This is a genomic window from Nostoc sp. DedQUE09, from assembly GCF_034530915.1.
Taxonomy (GTDB): domain Bacteria; phylum Cyanobacteriota; class Cyanobacteriia; order Cyanobacteriales; family Nostocaceae; genus Nostoc.
In genome coordinates this window covers 26,363-45,206 of sequence record NZ_JAVRCE010000027.1, presented here as the reverse complement: position 1 = coordinate 45,206, position 18,844 = coordinate 26,363, and the positions used below count along the sequence as shown (strand labels likewise).

At 41.0% G+C, this 18,844-nt stretch carries 21 protein-coding genes; 7 read left to right on the top strand and 14 right to left on the bottom strand.

Annotation, left to right across the window (positions count from 1 at the left end; genetic code table 11):
• Positions 1-6 precede the first annotated feature (6 nt).
• Positions 7-495, top strand: coding sequence for an FHA domain-containing protein (locus tag RMY27_RS18235; RefSeq protein ID WP_322665546.1), 489 nt, complete (start codon positions 7-9; stop codon positions 493-495).
• Positions 496-575: 80 nt separating this feature from the next.
• Here the strand turns inward: RMY27_RS18235 and RMY27_RS18230 are convergent, their stop codons facing one another.
• The gene (locus tag RMY27_RS18230; protein ID WP_322665545.1) at positions 576-923 is read right to left on the bottom strand and encodes a hypothetical protein; all 348 of its coding nucleotides are present in this window, start codon (positions 921-923) and stop codon (positions 576-578) included.
• Positions 924-1,173: 250 nt separating this feature from the next.
• On the opposite strand from RMY27_RS18230, the gene RMY27_RS18225 reads away from it, so the two are divergent.
• The gene (locus tag RMY27_RS18225; RefSeq protein WP_322665544.1) at positions 1,174-2,094 is read left to right on the top strand and encodes a TIGR01777 family oxidoreductase; all 921 of its coding nucleotides are present in this window, start codon (positions 1,174-1,176) and stop codon (positions 2,092-2,094) included.
• A 99-nt stretch (positions 2,095-2,193) separates the two neighbouring features.
• On the opposite strand, the gene RMY27_RS18220 is transcribed toward RMY27_RS18225, so the two are convergent.
• The 3 genes from RMY27_RS18220 to RMY27_RS18210 form a co-directional block, all read right to left on the bottom strand.
• The gene (locus RMY27_RS18220) at positions 2,194-2,439 is read right to left on the bottom strand and encodes a hypothetical protein (RefSeq protein ID WP_322665542.1); all 246 of its coding nucleotides are present in this window, start codon (positions 2,437-2,439) and stop codon (positions 2,194-2,196) included.
• 156 nt (positions 2,440-2,595) lie between these two features.
• Positions 2,596-3,018 (bottom strand): tetratricopeptide repeat protein, encoded by a 423-nt coding sequence (locus RMY27_RS18215; protein ID WP_194045447.1) that lies wholly within the window; start codon positions 3,016-3,018, stop codon positions 2,596-2,598.
• A 99-nt stretch (positions 3,019-3,117) separates the two neighbouring features.
• Positions 3,118-3,474 carry an iron-sulfur cluster assembly accessory protein gene (locus RMY27_RS18210; RefSeq protein WP_322665540.1) on the bottom strand — a complete coding sequence of 119 codons (357 nt, stop codon included), beginning with the start codon at positions 3,472-3,474 and terminating at the stop codon, positions 3,118-3,120.
• A gap of 318 nt (positions 3,475-3,792) precedes the next feature.
• Here RMY27_RS18210 and RMY27_RS18205 point away from each other — a divergent pair, with 318 nt between their 5' ends.
• From RMY27_RS18205 to RMY27_RS18190, 4 genes are all read left to right on the top strand, one after another.
• A complete protein-coding gene (locus RMY27_RS18205; protein WP_322665539.1) occupies positions 3,793-5,424 on the top strand; it encodes a DUF6930 domain-containing protein in 1,632 nt (543 codons plus the stop codon).
• Between the two features lie 2,036 nt (positions 5,425-7,460).
• Positions 7,461-7,640, top strand: coding sequence for a CopG family transcriptional regulator (locus tag RMY27_RS18200; protein ID WP_322665538.1), 180 nt, complete (start codon positions 7,461-7,463; stop codon positions 7,638-7,640).
• Between the two features lie 276 nt (positions 7,641-7,916).
• Positions 7,917-9,356: a 9,9'-di-cis-zeta-carotene desaturase gene (gene zds / locus RMY27_RS18195; RefSeq protein WP_322665537.1), complete on the top strand. Its 1,440-nt coding sequence runs from the start codon at positions 7,917-7,919 to the stop codon at positions 9,354-9,356.
• A gap of 88 nt (positions 9,357-9,444) precedes the next feature.
• A complete protein-coding gene (locus RMY27_RS18190) occupies positions 9,445-9,888 on the top strand; it encodes an SRPBCC family protein (RefSeq protein WP_322665535.1) in 444 nt (147 codons plus the stop codon).
• A 130-nt stretch (positions 9,889-10,018) separates the two neighbouring features.
• On the opposite strand, the gene RMY27_RS18185 is transcribed toward RMY27_RS18190, so the two are convergent.
• From RMY27_RS18185 to RMY27_RS18165, 5 genes are all read right to left on the bottom strand, one after another.
• On the bottom strand, positions 10,019-10,381 hold the full coding sequence (locus RMY27_RS18185) for a hypothetical protein (protein WP_322665533.1): 363 nt from the start codon (positions 10,379-10,381) through the stop codon (positions 10,019-10,021).
• Between the two features lie 85 nt (positions 10,382-10,466).
• Complete coding sequence (locus tag RMY27_RS18180) at positions 10,467-10,676, bottom strand: hypothetical protein (RefSeq protein ID WP_322665531.1); 210 nt, start codon at positions 10,674-10,676, stop codon at positions 10,467-10,469.
• 244 nt (positions 10,677-10,920) lie between these two features.
• Positions 10,921-11,157, bottom strand: coding sequence for a 2Fe-2S iron-sulfur cluster-binding protein (locus RMY27_RS18175; protein WP_322665529.1), 237 nt, complete (start codon positions 11,155-11,157; stop codon positions 10,921-10,923).
• A gap of 107 nt (positions 11,158-11,264) precedes the next feature.
• A complete protein-coding gene (gene cobQ / locus RMY27_RS18170; RefSeq protein WP_322665527.1) occupies positions 11,265-12,749 on the bottom strand; it encodes a cobyric acid synthase CobQ in 1,485 nt (494 codons plus the stop codon).
• A 329-nt stretch (positions 12,750-13,078) separates the two neighbouring features.
• Complete coding sequence (locus tag RMY27_RS18165; RefSeq protein ID WP_322665525.1) at positions 13,079-13,483, bottom strand: Npun_F0494 family protein; 405 nt, start codon at positions 13,481-13,483, stop codon at positions 13,079-13,081.
• A 193-nt stretch (positions 13,484-13,676) separates the two neighbouring features.
• Between RMY27_RS18165 and RMY27_RS18160 the strand changes: the two genes are divergently transcribed.
• Positions 13,677-14,114 carry a peroxiredoxin gene (locus RMY27_RS18160; RefSeq protein WP_289798885.1) on the top strand — a complete coding sequence of 146 codons (438 nt, stop codon included), beginning with the start codon at positions 13,677-13,679 and terminating at the stop codon, positions 14,112-14,114.
• Between the two features lie 77 nt (positions 14,115-14,191).
• Here the strand turns inward: RMY27_RS18160 and RMY27_RS18155 are convergent, their stop codons facing one another.
• The 5 genes from RMY27_RS18155 to RMY27_RS18135 form a co-directional block, all read right to left on the bottom strand.
• Complete coding sequence (locus tag RMY27_RS18155) at positions 14,192-14,587, bottom strand: hypothetical protein (RefSeq protein WP_322665523.1); 396 nt, start codon at positions 14,585-14,587, stop codon at positions 14,192-14,194.
• A 39-nt stretch (positions 14,588-14,626) separates the two neighbouring features.
• Positions 14,627-15,514 (bottom strand): ABC transporter permease, encoded by an 888-nt coding sequence (locus tag RMY27_RS18150; RefSeq protein WP_322665521.1) that lies wholly within the window; start codon positions 15,512-15,514, stop codon positions 14,627-14,629.
• Positions 15,515-15,624: 110 nt separating this feature from the next.
• The gene (locus RMY27_RS18145; protein ID WP_322665519.1) at positions 15,625-16,644 is read right to left on the bottom strand and encodes an ABC transporter ATP-binding protein; all 1,020 of its coding nucleotides are present in this window, start codon (positions 16,642-16,644) and stop codon (positions 15,625-15,627) included.
• 153 nt (positions 16,645-16,797) lie between these two features.
• Positions 16,798-17,763, bottom strand: coding sequence for a choice-of-anchor A family protein (locus RMY27_RS18140; RefSeq protein WP_322665517.1), 966 nt, complete (start codon positions 17,761-17,763; stop codon positions 16,798-16,800).
• 545 nt (positions 17,764-18,308) lie between these two features.
• Positions 18,309-18,812, bottom strand: a complete 504-nt coding sequence (locus RMY27_RS18135) for a DUF2059 domain-containing protein (RefSeq protein ID WP_322665515.1) — start codon at positions 18,810-18,812, stop codon at positions 18,309-18,311.
• Positions 18,813-18,844 lie beyond the last annotated feature (32 nt).

Sequence of the window (18,844 nt, the reverse complement as noted above, 5' to 3'; positions counted from 1 at the left end):
GCAAAAATGCCAAGATACGATACTAAACAAAGCTTAATCAATTACAGTTCCACCGATTTGTCAATGGCAGCAGAAACCAATGAAAACCATCTACTGATTATTGAAGACGATCAAGGTCGCAAAGAATTTTCTCTGGAGCACCCCGTCTACTCTATTGGTAGAGACCGCGAATGTAATATCCGTTTGATGTCGCAGTTTGTCTCCCGCCGCCATGCCACATTAGTGAGATTGCCACGAGAGCATAATAGTCATAGCTACTATTACCGAATTGTAGATGGCGATGCCAAAGGTAAGCCTAGTTCCAATGGTTTGATGATTAATGGACGCAAGATACCAGCCCACGATCTCAGAAATGAAGACGAGATCGTTTTTGGACCTCAAGTACGTGCCATTTATTACCTTTTAAGAAACACTCAGCGTTTAGGACAAACGGATTCGAGCGAGTACGACATTACACTAATAAACCCCGGTATGGCCGAGGATTTAGAGGAGTAGGAGAGTGAATTATAACGATCAATTACAGTCTGGTACTCCCACGGTTTGAAGCCGTGGAAGTATCAATTCAATCACCAAAACTATCCTGCAATACTTTCAATCAAATGCCAATGGCGGCTACTTTCAATAGCTTGCTTGATTAACTCAAACATTTGTCGGCAGTAATTATCTAGGTGAATTGGTAGTTCTTCATTTTTAATCACAATACTCATCCGAGTTTCTGTTTCGGTAGATTTTGATTTGTCAATCAGTACTTCTACTGTTATTAATTTAGGAAAAGGAACATTTCCAGGAACCTCACGACCGATAATATATTCGGCTGTGTGATACTGAATATCCAACTGACAGTCCTGTAGAAGTTCTACAAGTAACGGCACCAGATGGTCACTAGGAACAGAAACAATAAATGAACAGGTATAGCGAGCCATAATAGCCCCAAGCCTTGCAACACTCCGTCCATCCTATAATACCGAAGTATCTAAATATAAAGTCATTAAAAAATCAAAGTTTTTGAGAGTAAGTACTACCAGATATACAGTCAGTGAAGAGGCAAAAGGCAGTGTTTCGACTACGCTCAACTGCCGCGTAGTCGAAACACTGCCTCCTGCGCTCTGACTTCTTTGGTAAGCTGAAAGTTTGATCAAAAACTTTACAATAAAGGTTTGGCTGAGGTAGAAAATGAAAGTCGCAATTACTGGGGCAACAGGATTTGTCGGTAGTCGTTTGGTACAACGATTACATGGGGAAGGTCATAAAATAGTAGTATTAACTCGGAATACCACTTTTGCTCAAAAGGTTTTTCCCTCTGAGGCTTTCCCTAATGTAGAAATTGTTGCCTATACACCAAATGCATCTGGTTCTTGGCAAAGTGTCATCGCTAGTTGTGATGGCGTAGTTAATTTGGCAGGAGAACCTATTGGTGAAGGGCGCTGGACACCAGAACGGAAACAAGAAATCCTCAATAGCCGAAAGTTAGGTACAGAAAAAATAGTTGAAGCAATAGCCAAGGCTAACCCTAAACCATCTGTGTTAATTAACGCTTCGGCTATTGGCTACTACGGCACCAGTGAAACGGCTACCTTTGATGAGACTAGTTTATCTGGTAACGATTTTCTTGCCCAAGTCTGCCAAGCCTGGGAAGCTGAGGCGAGAAAAGTAAAAGATGCTGGTGTGCGACTGGTAATTCTGCGTTTTGGGATTGTCTTGGGCAATGGTGGTGCTTTAGGTAAAATGATTCCGCCTTTCAAACTCTTTGCTGGCGGGCCTATTGGCAGTGGTCGGCAGTGGTTCTCATGGATTCACGTAGATGATCTAGTTAACCTGATTTTGCAAGCTTTAACTAAACCGGAAATAGAAGGCGTATATAATGCCACTGCTCCTAACCCAGTCCGAATGGCAGATTTAAGCCAAACTTTGGGACAAGTGATGAATCGACCTTCTTGGTTGCCTGTTCCTGCTTTTGCGATCGAAGCCCTTTTAGGAGACGGGGCGATAGTAGTTTTAAAAGGTCAGCAAGTTATCCCAAAACGCACTGTGCAAACAGGCTTTGAGTACAAATATCCTAATTTGCAACCGGCATTAACACAAATTCTTAATTAAAAGGGAGCAGGGGAGCAGGGGAGCAGGGGAGCAGGGGAGCAGGGGAGCAGGGGAAAGTTGTAGTAAGTTTTCCCCTATGCCCCATGCCTTATTTTTTGACTATTGATTAGAAAGAAATTTTTTGGAAACCCAACTGATAACACCGCTGAGAATTGCACCGCCCATGAGAATGCCAATTGCGGGGTTAAACAAGGGTTGCCACAGTTGGTGCCACAAATCCAAACCCAGGTTTACTCCTGCGGCATCACCGATCGCTGCGATCGCTAACCAGCCAAAGCCAAACAAAACCAAAAAAACATCTGCGACTAAAACCATGTTTAGCCAATTTAACAATTTATCTTTCATGATTGGAGTGGGTACTGGGCATTGGGCATGGGGAATGGGGCATGGGACATAGGGAATTGGGCATTGGGAAGAGACACCCTAGAGAGTTATTTCAATAAATTCTCCCTTCTCCTCGTTGTCCCTAACCCCCAGTTCCCAGTTCTCAGTCCCCATTTTTTACTTTTCAAACAGCCAATTTTTGACTTTTGTTAAACTCTGCCAATCTGGTTTTCTACTTAAACCGTCCTCAATACTATTTTTTATTTCATCACTCCATTCTTCGTTGACAAAAATCAACTGTTGTGCTATATCAATATGTTCTCGCAAGCCTTTTTGCTTTGTTTCCAGCATTGCTAAGGCAAGATTGATTCTAGCTTGGGGATCTTGTGGATTTAACTTGACTGCCTTCTGTCCGGCTTTGTAAGCCAAATTGGGTTTGTTATCGAGTAAATACAACCACGCTAAACAAACCCAAGCTGCACTAGTTTTAGGAGCGCGATCGCACACTTCTTTAAATACAGGGATTAAAGATTCTGCTGATTCTCCTGCTTTATAGCGTTCTAAACCTGTATCAAACAGGGATTCAACTGTATTAGTCATTGCTCATTAGTCATTGGTCATTAGTCATTAGTCATTAGTCATTAGCCATTGGTCATTTGCAAAATACAAATGACAAAGGACAAATGACAACTGACAATATTACACCCCAAATGACTTACCGCAACCACAAGTTTGATTAGCATTGGGGTTAGTGAATTGGAAACCACCGCCAATCATGGCATCGCTGTAATCGAGCATTAAACCGTAGAGATATAACAAACTCTTGCGATCGCTGACAATTTTGAAGCCATCATAATCAAAAACTTCATCATGAGGGGTTATTTTGCTGGTATCTTCAAAATCCATCATGTAAGACATCCCAGAACACCCACCCTGACGCACTCCTACCCGTAAGCACAAGTCTGTGCCTTGCTTGTCCCGGAGGGATTTAACCTGGTGCAATGCGGCTTCGCTCAACAGAATTCCACGTTGTTGAGCTTCAATTGCTTGTGTCATCTGCTTTTCAACTCCTTAATTAGTATAAGCGTTACCCTATATCGGCTTGTAATGCTTCTGGGTTGCTCTTGGTGTTTTTGTATTCATTCTAGCGGCTTAGATGTTGCTAGATACCAAATTGTAAACACTCCGTCAAAAGTAGCCAAAGATTTTTATTCTAGAATTGAGAGACTCAATGTGTTTATACATTCGATATTCTTAAAATTCCAGCCTTACGGCAGCAACAGAAGCAACAACCCTTCAGGTGCAGCCATAAAAATTTAATCCGAGGCTAGCTAGCCCCCAAAGTTTACTTCCAAATTGCTTCTTTTGATCTCTATGACAAGTTTTAATCGCTCTACCAGTCGTCGGTTGAAGAAATTAACTCAAATTCCTTCTGTATGGGAGGGCGATCGCCGTCCGTTGTCATCACCAAACCAACTGTCAGACTCAGAGGCAAAGGGAGAATGCATTCTTTGGGTAGATTACTCCCAAGGTGTTGTTCGCGGAATGGACGTGGTAGCTTCTGATACCGGCCCAGAAGCAATAGTTCGCACCTTAATGCAAGCAATGGAACATCCTCAAAGTCCGGCAAGGCCTGCTAGACCCCAAAGAATTGTAGTCAAAGACCGCGAGATCCAATTTTACCTGCGGGGAGTGCTGCAAGATTTGGATATTGCCATTGACTACGCACCAGAACTGCCTTTAATTGACGAACTATTTCGTGGATTTGCCGACATCCTCGATAGTCAAACCCCCGACTTACCCCCGCAGTATGCACAAATCTTGCGAGAGAAAGCATTTGCAATTTGGCAAGCAGCACCTTGGGAATTTTTGCAAGAACAGCAAATTTTGTCAATCGAGATTAATAAGTGGGATGTTGGCACACTCTATGCCTCAGTTATGGGAATGCTGGGAATGGAGTATGGAATTTTGTTTTATCGCTCAGAAGAGTCTTTAAAACAGTTTCGTGCCGCAGTTCTCACAGATGAAGAATCAACGGAGCATCTAGAAGAAGCGTTTCTCAAGCAAGATTGCTTGTTTCTCACTTTTGAGAGCGTTGACGAAACCGATGAAGATGACGATGAAGAAGATGATTTGGCGGATCTGCCATTATCAGAAATTGACCCTACTTTTGGTAATATCCACCCCTTAGAAGGACTACGGTCTGTTTTGTATGACGAAGAAGCATTGGTAATCTTGGTTGCGATCGAAAGCCTGAGCCGCTTTATTCGCGATCACCGTCGCCAACTTCATGAGGACATCTTCCCTACCCTCAGCCGTCGCTATCGCATTTCTCTACCGCAGTCGGAAGAATCAACTAAATCAGTGCCTGTGACAGTCTCTACCATGCCGCAGTTAGCAGCAGAATTAGAGGAAATGGCAGGCTTTGGTATTGATGACGAGGAGACTGACAACTTTGATTTCCAATCCTTACGAGATGACTTGATACCAGAAGATTCCTTCCTCAGCTTAGGTGTAGTGTCCTGGGAAATGTTGGATTCTCTGCGAAAGGGGGTCAGCTACCACCAGGCTAGTGAAATCAAACCAGTGGGTGATGGTTTGCCGGTGATTCTAATTCAAACTTCCCGGCCCAAGGCGAAGACTGTAATTGAAAGAATTGAAGCAGCAGGCGGATTGAGAGCAATTTGCTTTAATCCAGGTGCCGATCCCTTTGATGGCGATCGCTACGATCTGGGTTTATTGCAAACTCAAAATGGCGAATTGTTCCTATTCGGTGAATTTTTAGATGAAGATCCGATTCATGTCGAAGCCCGAAAAAAATGGAATCAACGCTGTAAAAATACTAAGGGCTACTGTGGCTTAATCATTGCCAAAGGACTAACGGGAGCCTCCCGTGGCAATCCTCAGTTAAAAGATATGATGGCTTTGTTTGAAGGGCGATCGCTTTCACCTAAAGATTTAGGTATTGGCACTCTCCAACTTATGCCCCAACTTAAATTTGAGTAATTGCATGAATAGCCGCAATCCTGAATTTCAAATTATCGGTATGAGAAATTAAGTTGATGTCTATTTGATTGATTAAAACTGCATTTAGAGGAGAAAATGAGAAGGCTTTGCCTTTTAACGTTTACCCCTCTTCTCTTTACCAACGGAGTGTTGATTCACCAGTGCTGAGTACTGTCTTACCCCATAGCGAAACGTGGGGATTGAAGTAAGGGCGCATCATTGACAGCAGATTTTAAGTTGGTGAGTTACACAAGTTAAGTCTGTTACCCAGATATAAAGCGTGTTTTACTCCTGAATTCAGAATTCTGAATTCAGGAGTAACTGTTTCAGGGAAGTAAAAAGGACTCAGAATTTTCACTTTTGTATATACCCCAATACAGTTGAGGATGAGCAACAAAACCCAGATGTATAGGGGTGATTTATCGCGTCTTGAAAGACCAATTGTCTACACCAATAACCTTTAACTAAACCCTACTGCTATATAACCCATCCCTGGTAGGCAGTCTTTTAAGTAGAGGTAGAGTGTTTCCAGTTCCACTCAGTCTTCGCCATCTGCGTACCAATCAGTATGCGGCACTTTTTCATGAATATTCATGTATATGTCAATACGAATACGCGACCAATCTTGAGAAGCTAACTTTACCTAAATTTCATGAAGTACCTATATTTTCATAGTTTTCTAGTTATTTTATCTAACTTTTTTAAGTATAAATAACTACAATAAACTAAAATTTTATCTCCAAAGACTGCTTGAATCAAAACTAACTGATGCGTTGAGATATTGGAATCTTTTTTTTAACAATTTTTTGAGTTTAGCCTCCTGTTATATATCAATATCATTAAGCAAAAGTTCAGATAATATGTTTTTCTTTGTAATTTTTTTATAAAGGCAAAAAAATAGCTTTGCTAGTGTCTAAATGAAGATTATTTAAAGTGCGTAAATAATAGCTATAATAAACACACTACCAAAAAAATTAAAATATACAATTCTTTTTATGGGTATACTTACCAGATAAAAATAGTTGTAACAAAAATTTTCTTGGCAGAAATTTATATCTTGGCTTAGAGATGAGGAAATTTTTTATGTCAAACTTATAACGCCCTACTTGGCTAAAAAGGATTTGTATAATCTCCAGATAGATGAAGACGAAAAATCGTAAAAATATTGCTACTTTCAAAGCAATCTATATCGATAGAAAGAAGATAAACAATATGCAATACTTTATTGCATTTTGACGATAATTTATTGTGAAAATATGAAACAAAACTAAAATATTCTCGGCAACAGTCAAATAACATCACATATATTTTGGACAAGTTAGTCTGTGTGAAATTACAGATGTTGCTGTCAAAAATTACCAAAACAATTGGCAATTTAAACTCAGTAGACTGAGCATTGTCCCTTTTTTTCTGGCTACTATATTGGCAATGAAAAGCAATCAGCTTGATCGAAGTAAACCAAAATTCATAACAGTTAAAGTAGCTCTGAAGTTCTTGGTTACAGTCTGGTTACATATGGGTGTTTCTTTTAAGCGATCGCTTATTTACCTACTTTCTAAGTCACTATTCACGCTCTATACACACCACTCCAACCCTCCTATAAACCAGCATTTCAGCATGATAATGATTCTGAAGCTTTATTTGTTGGTGTTCTAGCAGATATTCTCTCCAACTGGGTTTGACGAACTTAGTTAAGAGAGAAGGTCAAATGCTTTCAATGGAGAATAACTTTGGAAATCTTCATTGGTTCAACAGTAGGTATGTTGAATTCCTTTATAAAATTTCATTGTCAGGGTTTACTCATGCTGTTAGTAGGGTTATTATCTTCAAAAGCAACGATGTGCTATTTATGCTGTCACAATAGTAACAAATAAAGTGTAGTATTTTGATTTTTTTAGAAAATGATCAATCCTTTGACAAAACAAACATTCTTAATATTAATGGTATTACTTGTTTCGTGAGACAAACTCTGATAACCTTATCGGTTCCCTCTTTAATTTAGACTCTTTCGACCATCTAAATATACAGCAGATAGCATGATAATGACAAATAAAAAATGGGCAGTTAAACGCATAACAGTTAATCTCGCAACGCAGGAAGCGGAAAAACTAGAAAAATATTGCCAACAAACAGGTAGACCTGCAACTGATGTGATTCGTGAACTGATTAGAAGTTTGCCTGTCTCCGACGACGACAGTAAAGATGCAAACAACTAAGAAGTGACTTTCACAACTTATCGAGAAAACTGCTTTGCCACCAAAAAAATATCTCTGATACTTTTGAGAGCCCGCTGCTATGGACAAAAGTTTGTCTAGATGATACAGACGCGTTTTTATCGCGTCTGGTCATTTACCGGGACTAAAAGAAGTAATCAAAGAGTTTTTAGTATTGATATTGGCAAGCATTAATATGCTGCTGGAGTTGATATTAAGTAGCAAATTCCGACACCAACCCAGTTACAATCTGTAAAGAAACTGAAAAGGAACGACGGAATGCGTGTTGCAATTGTAGGTGCGGGACTGGCTGGGCTAGCAACCGCAGTAGATCTAGCTGATGCTGGTTGTGAAATAGAGATTTTCGAGTCTCGTCCGTTTGTCGGTGGTAAAGTTGGCAGTTGGGTTGATGGAGATGGCAACCATCTAGAAATGGGGTTGCATGTATTTTTCGGGTGCTACTACCAACTATTTGACTTAATGAAAAAAGTGGGGGTGTTAGAAAACTTACGCCTCAAGGAACATACCCACACTTTTATTAATAAAGGTGGGCGCACTGGTGCTTTAGATTTTCGTTTTATTACAGGTGCGCCTTTCAATGGGTTAAAGGCATTTTTCACTACTTCCCAACTATCGTTGCAGGATAAATTGCAAAATGCGATCGCTTTAGGTACTAGTCCGGTAGTTCGCGGATTGGTAGACTTTAATGGGGCGATGAAAACTATCCGCAATTTAGATAAAGTTAGCTTTGCCGATTGGTTCCGCAGTCATGGTGGAAGTAATGGCAGCATCAAGCGGATGTGGAACCCCATTGCTTACGCATTGGGATTTATTGATTGTGAAAATATGTCTGCCCGTTGTATGTTAACCATATTTCAGCTATTTGCAGCTAGAACTGAAGCTTCAGTTTTGCGAATGCTGGAAGGTTCTCCATCTGAATATTTACACAAACCAATTCTGGAATATCTGGAAGCTAGAGGCACCAAGGTTTATACGCGCCGACAAGTTCGGGAAATTGAGTTTACTGAGTCAGCTGAACAAACCCGTGTCACTGGTATAGTAGTTGCCCAAGGTGATGCAGTAGAAACTATCACCGCTGATGCTTACGTTTTTGCCTGTGATGTTCCAGGAATTCAACGCATCCTACCCCACGAGTGGCGTAAGTGGTCAGAATTTGACAATATTTACAAACTGGATGCAGTGCCAGTGGCTACAGTGCAGTTACGCTTTGATGGTTGGGTAACAGAACTGAACGATGGAGAGCAACGTAAACAGTTAAACCATGCGGCTGGAATCGATAATTTACTTTACACAGCCGATGCTGACTTTTCTTGTTTTGCCGATTTAGCGTTGACTAGCCCTGCTGATTATTATCGCCCAGGACAGGGGTCTTTATTACAGTTAGTGCTGACACCAGGAGATCCGTTTATTGCGCAAAGTAATGAAGCGATCGCACAGCATGTTCTCAAGCAAGTCCATGAACTGTTTCCTTCGTCGCGAGAGCTAAATATGACTTGGTACAGTGTGGTAAAGCTTGCTCAGTCTCTCTACCGAGAAGCGCCAGGGATGGATGCATACCGCCCCAACCAAAAAACACCAGTAGATAACTTCTTCCTTGCCGGGAGTTATACTCAGCAAGACTACATCGACAGCATGGAAGGTGCTACTATTTCTGGACGACGTGCGGCAAAAGTGATTTTGGAGAGTTTAAAGAAATAACGTAGACACGCAGTGGCTTGCCCCAGGCTACTCCAAAGGGTGCAAAGAACGCGATCGCAAAGCATCTCCTAGAGAAGGAAAAAGAGAAATGCCAGACTGGTTAGAGCATACTGTGCAGGTAGAAGTAGAGGCTCCCATAGATTTAGTATGGAGCCTCTGGTCTGATTTAGAGCAAATGCCCCGGTGGATGAAGTGGATTGATTCGGTGAAAATTCCGCCAGATAATCCAGATATATCTCTTTGGAAATTAAAAACTGGCAGTCTAGAATTTTCTTGGCAATCCCGAATTCTCAAAGTTATTCCTAACCAAATTATCCAATGGGAATCTGTTGATGGTTTGCCGAATCAGGGAGCGATTCGCTTTTACGATCGCCACAACAGTAGTATTGTGAAAATGACTATTTCCTATGCTATCCCCGGCATTCTTGGCAAAATTATGGATAACTTATTTTTGGGGCGGGTGGTTGAATCGACAATTCAAGCTGATTTGGAAAGGTTTAAAGAATACGCGCTGAATGTTAAAGCTAATTGATATAGATAGCAAAACCAGACAGTAGGAAACAAGGTGTAAAAGTTTCTTGCTGTCTGATGAGAACATTTGGATTTTTTAAGTGTTAGAGGAGGTGCAATAGCGCTATTTCTTAATGGAGCTTTTTTTATATTTATACGTAATCACCACCCTCTTCGCTAATAATTTCCCAATCGCTATCATTAGTTTCTATCCGACAAGCTGTTATGTAAAGTAACTCTAGATGGCCCCATTCATATAAGGGTTCCTTTGTTTTTATATTATCTTCTGACTTTTTTACAGCTTCTGTTAGTCTTTTGTTTGCTATATGTATTGCTATCTCATTAGCTTTTTCACTTAAAGACTCTTGAAAGTTTTCCGAATCTTGTATAGTAAATTCATCTTCATTTTTATCTATACCAAAATCGGTTGGATTATGTTCATTTTCGTTTAGCTGAACTTCAATTTCAACTTCAACTTCGATTATTTTTTTAATTGTTAATTTCTTTGTGAGCATAAATTTTTATTCCTTTATAAAATATTTTCAGTGAATTGACGACAAATTAAGTAAGCATTATTATGATTTGGAATATAAATATCTGTTAATCGGGTTTCAGACTCTTTGATGTCCAGCTAATTTCTAAAACTTTTAAAGCGGCATCTAATCTTGCTACTTTTTCCGGTGAATCTACTGTTTCAGATGAATTTATTACGTTATTCACGAAAATTGCAGCATCATTAGCTAGCTTAAGAAAGGCTAATTTTGCCTCAAGGTCGCCTTCGATTACTTTTTGTCTTTGCTCTGATGTCATGTAAATTACCTAGTTAACTAGATTTTTCATCACTTGGAATAAATGTGATGGCACATCATCATGATAGTAGGCGGTTACGCCATAGCCTAGTCACGTACTTGCAAATAAATATACAAATTATTTAGCAGCAAAAAACCAGTAAAAATACTTAACAATATATATTCAACTAAAATAACCTGCGAGCGCGCAAAGTGTGCAGCATTAGTTACCACCTACTAAAGTGCTTAAGCATAGCAGGGCGATATTACCAAGTTGGGTCGCTAAACAAATTAATCGTCAATTCATTGCGTGGTGGTACTCCGGTAATACAAGCGCGGATGATCTCTCCATCCTCTAATTCGACGGTGCAAGCGTGACAAGATCCCATGAGACAACCGGTGGGAATAAATACCCCAGCCCGGTCTGCTACATCTAAGAGGGCTTCTCCCACTTCGGCATCTACTGTGACATCATCTGGTAAAAAACGGACACGAACAATCATTAATATTACGCATTTAATAGAGTTGTCATTTGTCAGTTGTCCTTTGTCCTTTGTCCTTTGCAAATGACCAATTACCAATGACTAATGACATTTCAACGCATTTTAGCTTAAGACAAAAACAGACTTAAGTCTAAATGGCTTTCAACTTCTATGGCTAGAGAGTCCAAAATCTGCTCTCGCTGTTCCCGATAGTTAGCAACACCGGTAGGCAAAGATTTTAAACCCCGCTGTTGACGGAGGCGATTTAACCAAGCCCGTCGCCAAGGGCCATTGTCAAAAAGTCCGTGGAGGTAACTTCCCCATACTGATTGACAACTATCTACTAACCCTAAATTAATATCGTCAAATAGGGCATGGTAGGATTGGGGATCTATACCTTGCTGTTCAATGCGCGATCGCCCTTGGTGGATTTCAAAGCCATTTACTGGTAAACCTTGTTGGGGATAATTTGAGCTAACTTGGCGCTGGCGGGCGATTTTTTGTCCTGTAATAACAGTTCTGATTGGTAAAAGATTTAACCCTTGAAATCTGCCAGCTTGTCCCTCTATCCCCTCTGGATCGGCGATGATTTGACCGAGCATTTGATAGCCACCGCAGATACCTAAAACCGTTCCCCCAGAAGCAGCGTAGTTTTGGATAGCTTCTGCCATACCGCTTTTTTGCAACAGTAGCAAGTCAGCAATTGTGGTCTTTGTACCTGGGATAATCACGGCATCAGGATGTCCTAAATCTTGCTTAGGACTTAAGTATTTAATTGAAACTGTACTTTCTGATTCCAGTGGGTCAAAGTCGGTGAAATTGGCAATTCTTGGTAAGCGGATGACAGCAATGTTGAGGTCAGTTTGGGCTTTATTTGACGACGATTGACGTTCTAGCAAGTCAAGTGAATCCTCGGCTGGAAACATCTGTTGCAAGTAGGGTATAACACCGATAACGGGGATACCTGTGCGTTCTTCTAACCATTTTATCCCCGGATCTAAGAGCGATCGCTGCCCTCGAAACTTGTTAATTACTATACCTTTAATTAAGGCGCGTTCATCTGGTTCCAATAACTCTAAGGTTCCAACAACATGAGCAAAAGCACCACCCCGGTCAATGTCAACTACTAATATGGTTGGTGCATTTAAATGTTTTGCTACCCGCATATTAGTTAAGTCGCGGTGCTTGAGGTTAATTTCCGCTGGACTACCGGCACCTTCACAAACCAGCATGTCAAATTCTGTTCCTAAATGCTGTAGCGATTCTTCAATTGTCCGCCACCCCAGTTCAAAATATTGCTCGTAGTAATCTGAGGCACTCACTTTACCAACAGACCTACCTTTAATAATTACTTGGGAAGTCATATCTCCTTGGGGTTTGAGTAAAATGGGATTCATTTCTACCCAAGGCACGACTCCCGCAGCCCAAGCTTGCACTGCTTGAGCATAGCCAATTTCTCCACCACTGGCAGTAACATAAGCATTTAAAGCCATATTTTGACCTTTAAAGGGAGCCACTCGCCAACCACGCCGCGATAAAATGCGACAAATAGCTGTAGTTAAAAGTGATTTCCCTGCATGGGATGTTGTCCCCACTACCATAATTGATTTCATAGTTGCTATCACTTAGTTTTTCAAGATACAGATTTAATTTTTAGGAGCGAACAACAAGGGAGCAGCACTTCTCTACGAGACGCTGCGCAAACGGCTACGCAGTTTGACTGCGCTCACCGTAAACTCAGTGACCGAGGAGCAGAGGAGCAGTAAGTTTTTCCCCTCTGCCCCTTTGCTCCTCTGCACCTCTGCCTCTTGTACCCAATGCCCACTATAACCATCACAAATTGCAGTTGAATGGTTATGGTAAAGACTTCATGAATAGATGTGATGTTTCCGTGTATATTGTTCCCTTTGATTCCCTAATCCTAACTCTTGGATTTTTTATTCTAAAAAGGTATCCGTAACCAACGAATCACTGCATCATAGAAACGATCGCGCCATGAAGGAGTACGCCAATTTTTTTCCTGATACTGCTCCACTAACTGGCGTCCCAAGGGAGTGAGGCGAAAACTATCTGTAATTCCCTGACCATCGACCTCTCGGCGCAATACACCTACTTGAATCAACCAGCCCAAAGCGTCATCACAGGCTAATTCTGATAAAGGGCGTTTAGTATAGCCTTGCTTGAGTCCATTTTCCAGAGCGATCGCAGTTACTGATACACTCTGATCACCCATCACTTCAAATAAAGATACATTAAAAGGCGAACATACTAGCGATCGCTCGGCTCTTTCTACTGTGCTTTGAGGATAGACAAAAATATTTGGGTTTTGGGAATCAACAGCAGGCATCGTGTGTAGGTATAATTTTTTTTCTAATAAAGATTAATTTAATAATATATTTTTTCTTGTACCAAATACCTGATTTAACCAAAATTAGTTACCTAAAGTATAGTTATCCTATTTTTTAGTAATTATATTTAAACATTATAAATTAATGTAAAATTTCAAGTGCATCAACAATCTGAAACAGGAAAGGTTAATTATGCCTCTAGCAGTTGGTACGGATGCACCTGCATTTACCGCCAAAGATACAAACGGCAACACAGTCTCGCTATCTGATTTTGCCGGAAAGACGGTTGTTTTGTATTTTTACCCCAAAGATGACACGCCAGGCTGCACCAAACAAGCCTGTAGTTTTCGAGATGCCCAGTCTCAGTATCAAGGTAAAGATATTGTCATCTTGGGAGTCAGTGCAGATGATGAAGTCTCGCATCAAGCATTCACCCAAAAATATAATTTGAATTTTCCCCTACTGGCTGACAGCGACAAATCCCTCATCAAGGCTTTCGATGTGGATGGCGGCGGTTATGCCAAGCGCGTCACCTACGTAATTGACCCCAGCGGCAAAATTACTCATGTTGACGCTAATGTAAATACCAGCAACCATGCTAGCGATATTTTAGCTGCACTTGGGCTGTAGTTTTTTACCTGATAATTCAGGATTTTTTAAATAGTCTTAGCCCCAAGCTTCTAGAGGCTTGGGGTTTTTTGTTTGATTCAGTTACCTGATGGTGGTGTCACCAATGGCGGCGTAACTGATGGTTGTGTAACCGTTGGCAAACTGAGGGTTGGTTGCTGTTGTTGACCTTGAATTAGTTTTTGTTGCCTTGCTTTAAAGGCTGCTGCTGCTGAGTTTAGTTCTTCGTTCTGTTGGTTAGAATCCCAGTTGAGAGTCCCGAAATTTGCCCGATGAATCAGATCAAACATATTGAAATTGTCTGAGTTGGAACGGGCGAAAGGATCGGTGTTTTGATCTGTTGTACTATTACTGGGGAAAGTATCCGCTGGGCTGACTTGAGCGGAACTTGGTTGAGCCATGAGTAAGGAAGCAAAGCTAATTCCTGCTGCCGTAGCTACACAGAGTCTAGTAATTTGTAAAAATGGTTTTTTCATCGGTTTTGACCCTAAATAAAATTGATCTATTTTATCTTTTTAAGCAAGAGTCCGCCGCAGTTGGGGTTGAATACTCAGCAAGGCGACTAGGGCAAAGCCAAACAACACCAGTAATGCTCCCCCAAAGGTAACATTGCCCCAAGGAGCCTGCATCACTACACTATTTAGTTCCCAATTACTGTGGAAATAGAGATACCGAATTGGTTCGATCGCATAACTGAGAGGATTTAAGGTAGCTACAACCTGCAACCACTGAGGCATGAAGGATAGAGGTGCTAAAGCAGTACTAGCAAACAATAATGGTAGGTTAGTGACGAAAATCACTGCAATCAATTCAATGTGTCCGGGTAGAGCGAAAGCTAAACCGAGGGAGATGGCTGTTACACCCAAAGCTAAAAGTAAGACAATTAGAGCGATCGCACTTAAACCCGCTAAATCTGGAATTCCAGCCCCTAAGAATGCAGCTGCTGCAACAATTACGGCAGCTTGCAGCAAACTTTGGCTAATGATGAAGATTGCTGAGGCAAAGACAATGGAAAACCGCGATGCTAACGGTGCCACCAGCAAACGATTCAAAAAGCCGAACTCGCGATCAAACATCACTGGTAAACCAGCATTCAGCGCCCCAGCAAAAGCTGTGAACACAATGATCCCAGCAGCTAAAAATTGACCGTAATTTGTTGTATTGCCAAATATACCCTTAGGAGCATTTTGGAACAAAGCGCCAAATAGCACTAACCACATTACTGGCTGAATAATTCCAGCAATTAAGGATGAGGGACGGCGTTGCAACTGAATAAACAAGCGACGAGTTAAAGCCAACGTCTCTTGTACCAATTCACCGAAAAAGTTAGGTGCAGTATTAGCATCTGCTTGCGGCGATGCTAGCGGCTGCCAATTGATATCAGATTTAGGAGTAACACTCATAGCAATTTTGGATTTTGGATTTTGGATTTTAGATTGGGCACAAGAGGCAGTATGGAGGGGAAAGACTTACTGCTACTTCTCCCCTGCTTCCCTGCTCCCCTGCTCCCTACCTATCTCATATTCTGCTTCTTTTCAGCTTTGGGATCGCGGGTTGCGATGGCTGCGAGTTCTGCATCCAGTAAGGTGCGTCCTGTGGCAGCGAGATAAACGTCATCGAGACTGGGGCGAGATTGGGCGATGCCAAATATGGGCAAGCCAGCGGTATTCAGCGCTTGCTGTATGTTAATGAGAACATCATTCTGAGGTGTCACTACCAAGTTGAGTGAATTACCTTGAGCGCTGTTGATGATGACTTCTTGGACAAAGGGTAAAGGTTTCAGGAGGTTTTTAGCTTTTTCAGCTTCCTCAACGGGGGAAAACTCGCGGATTCGCAAGGTGATGCGATCGCCCCCTACTTGATCTTTCAATTGCGAAGGTGTACCACTTGCAATTACAACGCCGCGATCTATAATTGCCACGCGATCGGCTAAAGCGTCAATTTCTTCTAAGTAATGGCTGGTAATTACTACCGTCGTCCCAGAGGCGCGTAATTTTCTGAGAAAATCCCACACCACAAAACGGGTTTCTATATCAAGTCCTACAGTTGGCTCGTCCAACACCAAAACATCCGGTGCATGGAGCAATCCAGCAGCTAAGTCTAGACGCTTGCGTAAACCGCCAGAGTAGGTTCCTGTCTTTTTATTGGCGTATTCTTGCAAACCAAGTAAATCTAATACTGTCTCAATTCGCTGTTTAGCTGCTGCGCCTGGGAGGTGATAAAGTGCTGCTTGCAATTGCAACAATTCTCGTCCAGTTAGCACTTTATCTGGAGCGACTTCCTGAGCTACATAGCCTAGCTTTTGTCTTGCCACTCTCGGATTATCTAACACAGAGATGCCAGATACTTCGATTTTGCCAGCATCCGGTGTGGTCAGCGTACACAAAGCACGTAAGGTTGTAGTTTTCCCAGCACCATTAGGGCCAAGTAAACCAAAAATTTCTCCTGGTTCTACCTGAAAGGAAACATCCTGGACGGCAACCACTGTACCGTAACGTTTTTGCAGATTTTGAATTAAAACGGCGGGAGCCATGACAGCCGATCCCCAACTATACAAATCTCAATAAAGTCTATCCTTATTGTAGAAGGTAGAGAGTAAGGAAATAGCGCATGAGCGAAAATCTATAAATAAGTTCGCTTCATGCGCTATGCTGCCAAAAATTTTTAATTATTCTAAACAAGTTGCTTAATTGCGTTTGTAGCGAAACAAACCAAATACTACAGCAACTAATCCTAAACCTGAAAGATTTGCAGGCTCTGGAACCTGAATACGAGTGGGACGCTTAGGCGGATTGTAGTACTTTATTGGGACATCTGGCAGATCGCCATTAAATAGATAGTTGTGAGACTCGCCATTTCCTGTCAAAGAAGCTACTACTACATTGCCGTTAACTTGACCGTTATTGAAATTGAAATTAGCCAAAGGCGCAAGAATACTACCTTGGATGCCAATTCCACTAGCAGTTAGGTTAGTTGCTTCATAAAAGTTGTAGATTACTTTTTGTTTATCTGCGCCAATGATATTAAACCCAAAGTTTTGTAGTGACACATCCTTACCGCTGATATTGACAACGATAGTTGAATTTGCGTCCCCTTTAATTTCAAAATAGTTTGTCTTAGAGACAGATGAGCCTGCAAGATTAAAAACATTAAAAGCAGTACCACTGCCACTAAGGTTAATAGCACCCCAAGGTTGAACGGTTGTGTTACCAGTAGGAGTTAAGGTTGCCAAATATTCAGATAGCCCTCGCAGTTGTTTCCCTGCTTCATTGAAGTTGATGGGATTACCCTGGCTGAGAGTTCCTTGGGGAAATCCCACATTGCTGGATACATCGGCACTGCCGCCATAGACAGCATTACCGTGGTAGACTTGACCGTTGCTTAAAGTTAAATTCTGTCCAGCGACTACTACGTTGCCGCTATTACCAGAAAGTCTGCTTCCAAGTCCGCCGACGAAATTTATGTTACCGCCAGCAGCAACTTTTCCTTCGATATCTGTATATTTTTGAGATATATCTCCCAAAACAAATACATTGTAATTAGAGGCAGCGCCTAACTCAATTGCATTCGCTCTTGCTGAGAAACCCAGCGCTAGAGTGACTACAATTGGAACTGTTACTAACCCCCAAATATAATAGGTTTTTGATTTCATCTTCTAGTTTAGGAATCATCAAAACGATCCTATGGGTATAAATTAAAGATTGCACTAGTTTACTAGCTATTTTTATTGAAGTTTCACATTAGTATAACTACTGTATACTTTTCTCCAAATTATCTGCTTAACCGCATATTTACTGTTTACCGCATGAATTAAATTTTTATCAACAATAATTATAGGAGTTAGGAGTTAGGACGTTATTTCAAAACTTTCAAAGTTTTCAGGCTAGTGTGATTGTAACCACTGATAAATACCCCCATTACCTGGATGTGTTGCAGGTAATTAAGAATGGATTTCGTGATGACTTCTCCCGGCATTAACAAGGGAATTCATGGAGGATAGGAACCTTGATTGTAGAAGGTGGAGAGCAGAGTTGATTTGAGTTTAAAGTTGCTCGCTCGAGGAAGTAAACAATAGGCAGAGGGAGAATAGGGGAGCAAAAAGAATCTTTTTCCTTTGCTGCTTTTTAGCAGGATTGGTAATTGAGCAAAACCTAAAAATTACCCATTTCTAAATTCCAGTTAACATCATAGACCGCTTTATCGACTAGGGCGGATATATCCTTCTGCTTCCAATTTTTTTAAGGCTCTTTCGACTGCTACTTTTCCATATCTTATACCAATAGCAGTAGATTCCTGAGTGATTTGGGGAATAACGGTAATTGTTTTTTGTCCTAAAGGTGTCTGATAAAATGCAATAATTTGTTTGATTTCCTCATTAGTAAAGTATTTATTATAAATAGGAATAATCTCATTGACAATATCATCTATCTTGAGTTCAGCAGCAAAAGTATCCCAAAATTTTTGAGGAACTTGAGGGTATTCGGACTTGAAATTATTTAATAGTTGAGTGATGATCTGTGTAGAAAGATTTTTCGTACCAGTTATCTCTAACAATTTCTTGATATTATTAGTTTTTTCTATTTCTTGAGCATTACTACTTGGTGCAATAGTAATAGTTGGACTTTGAGCAAAAGCAGCTTTATTGAAGGTCGTTACTAAGGAAAGTACAATTGCTGCTGCGAACAAAAAATTTATCTTCATTGATTTAAATTTATTTTTAAGAGAGGATTATT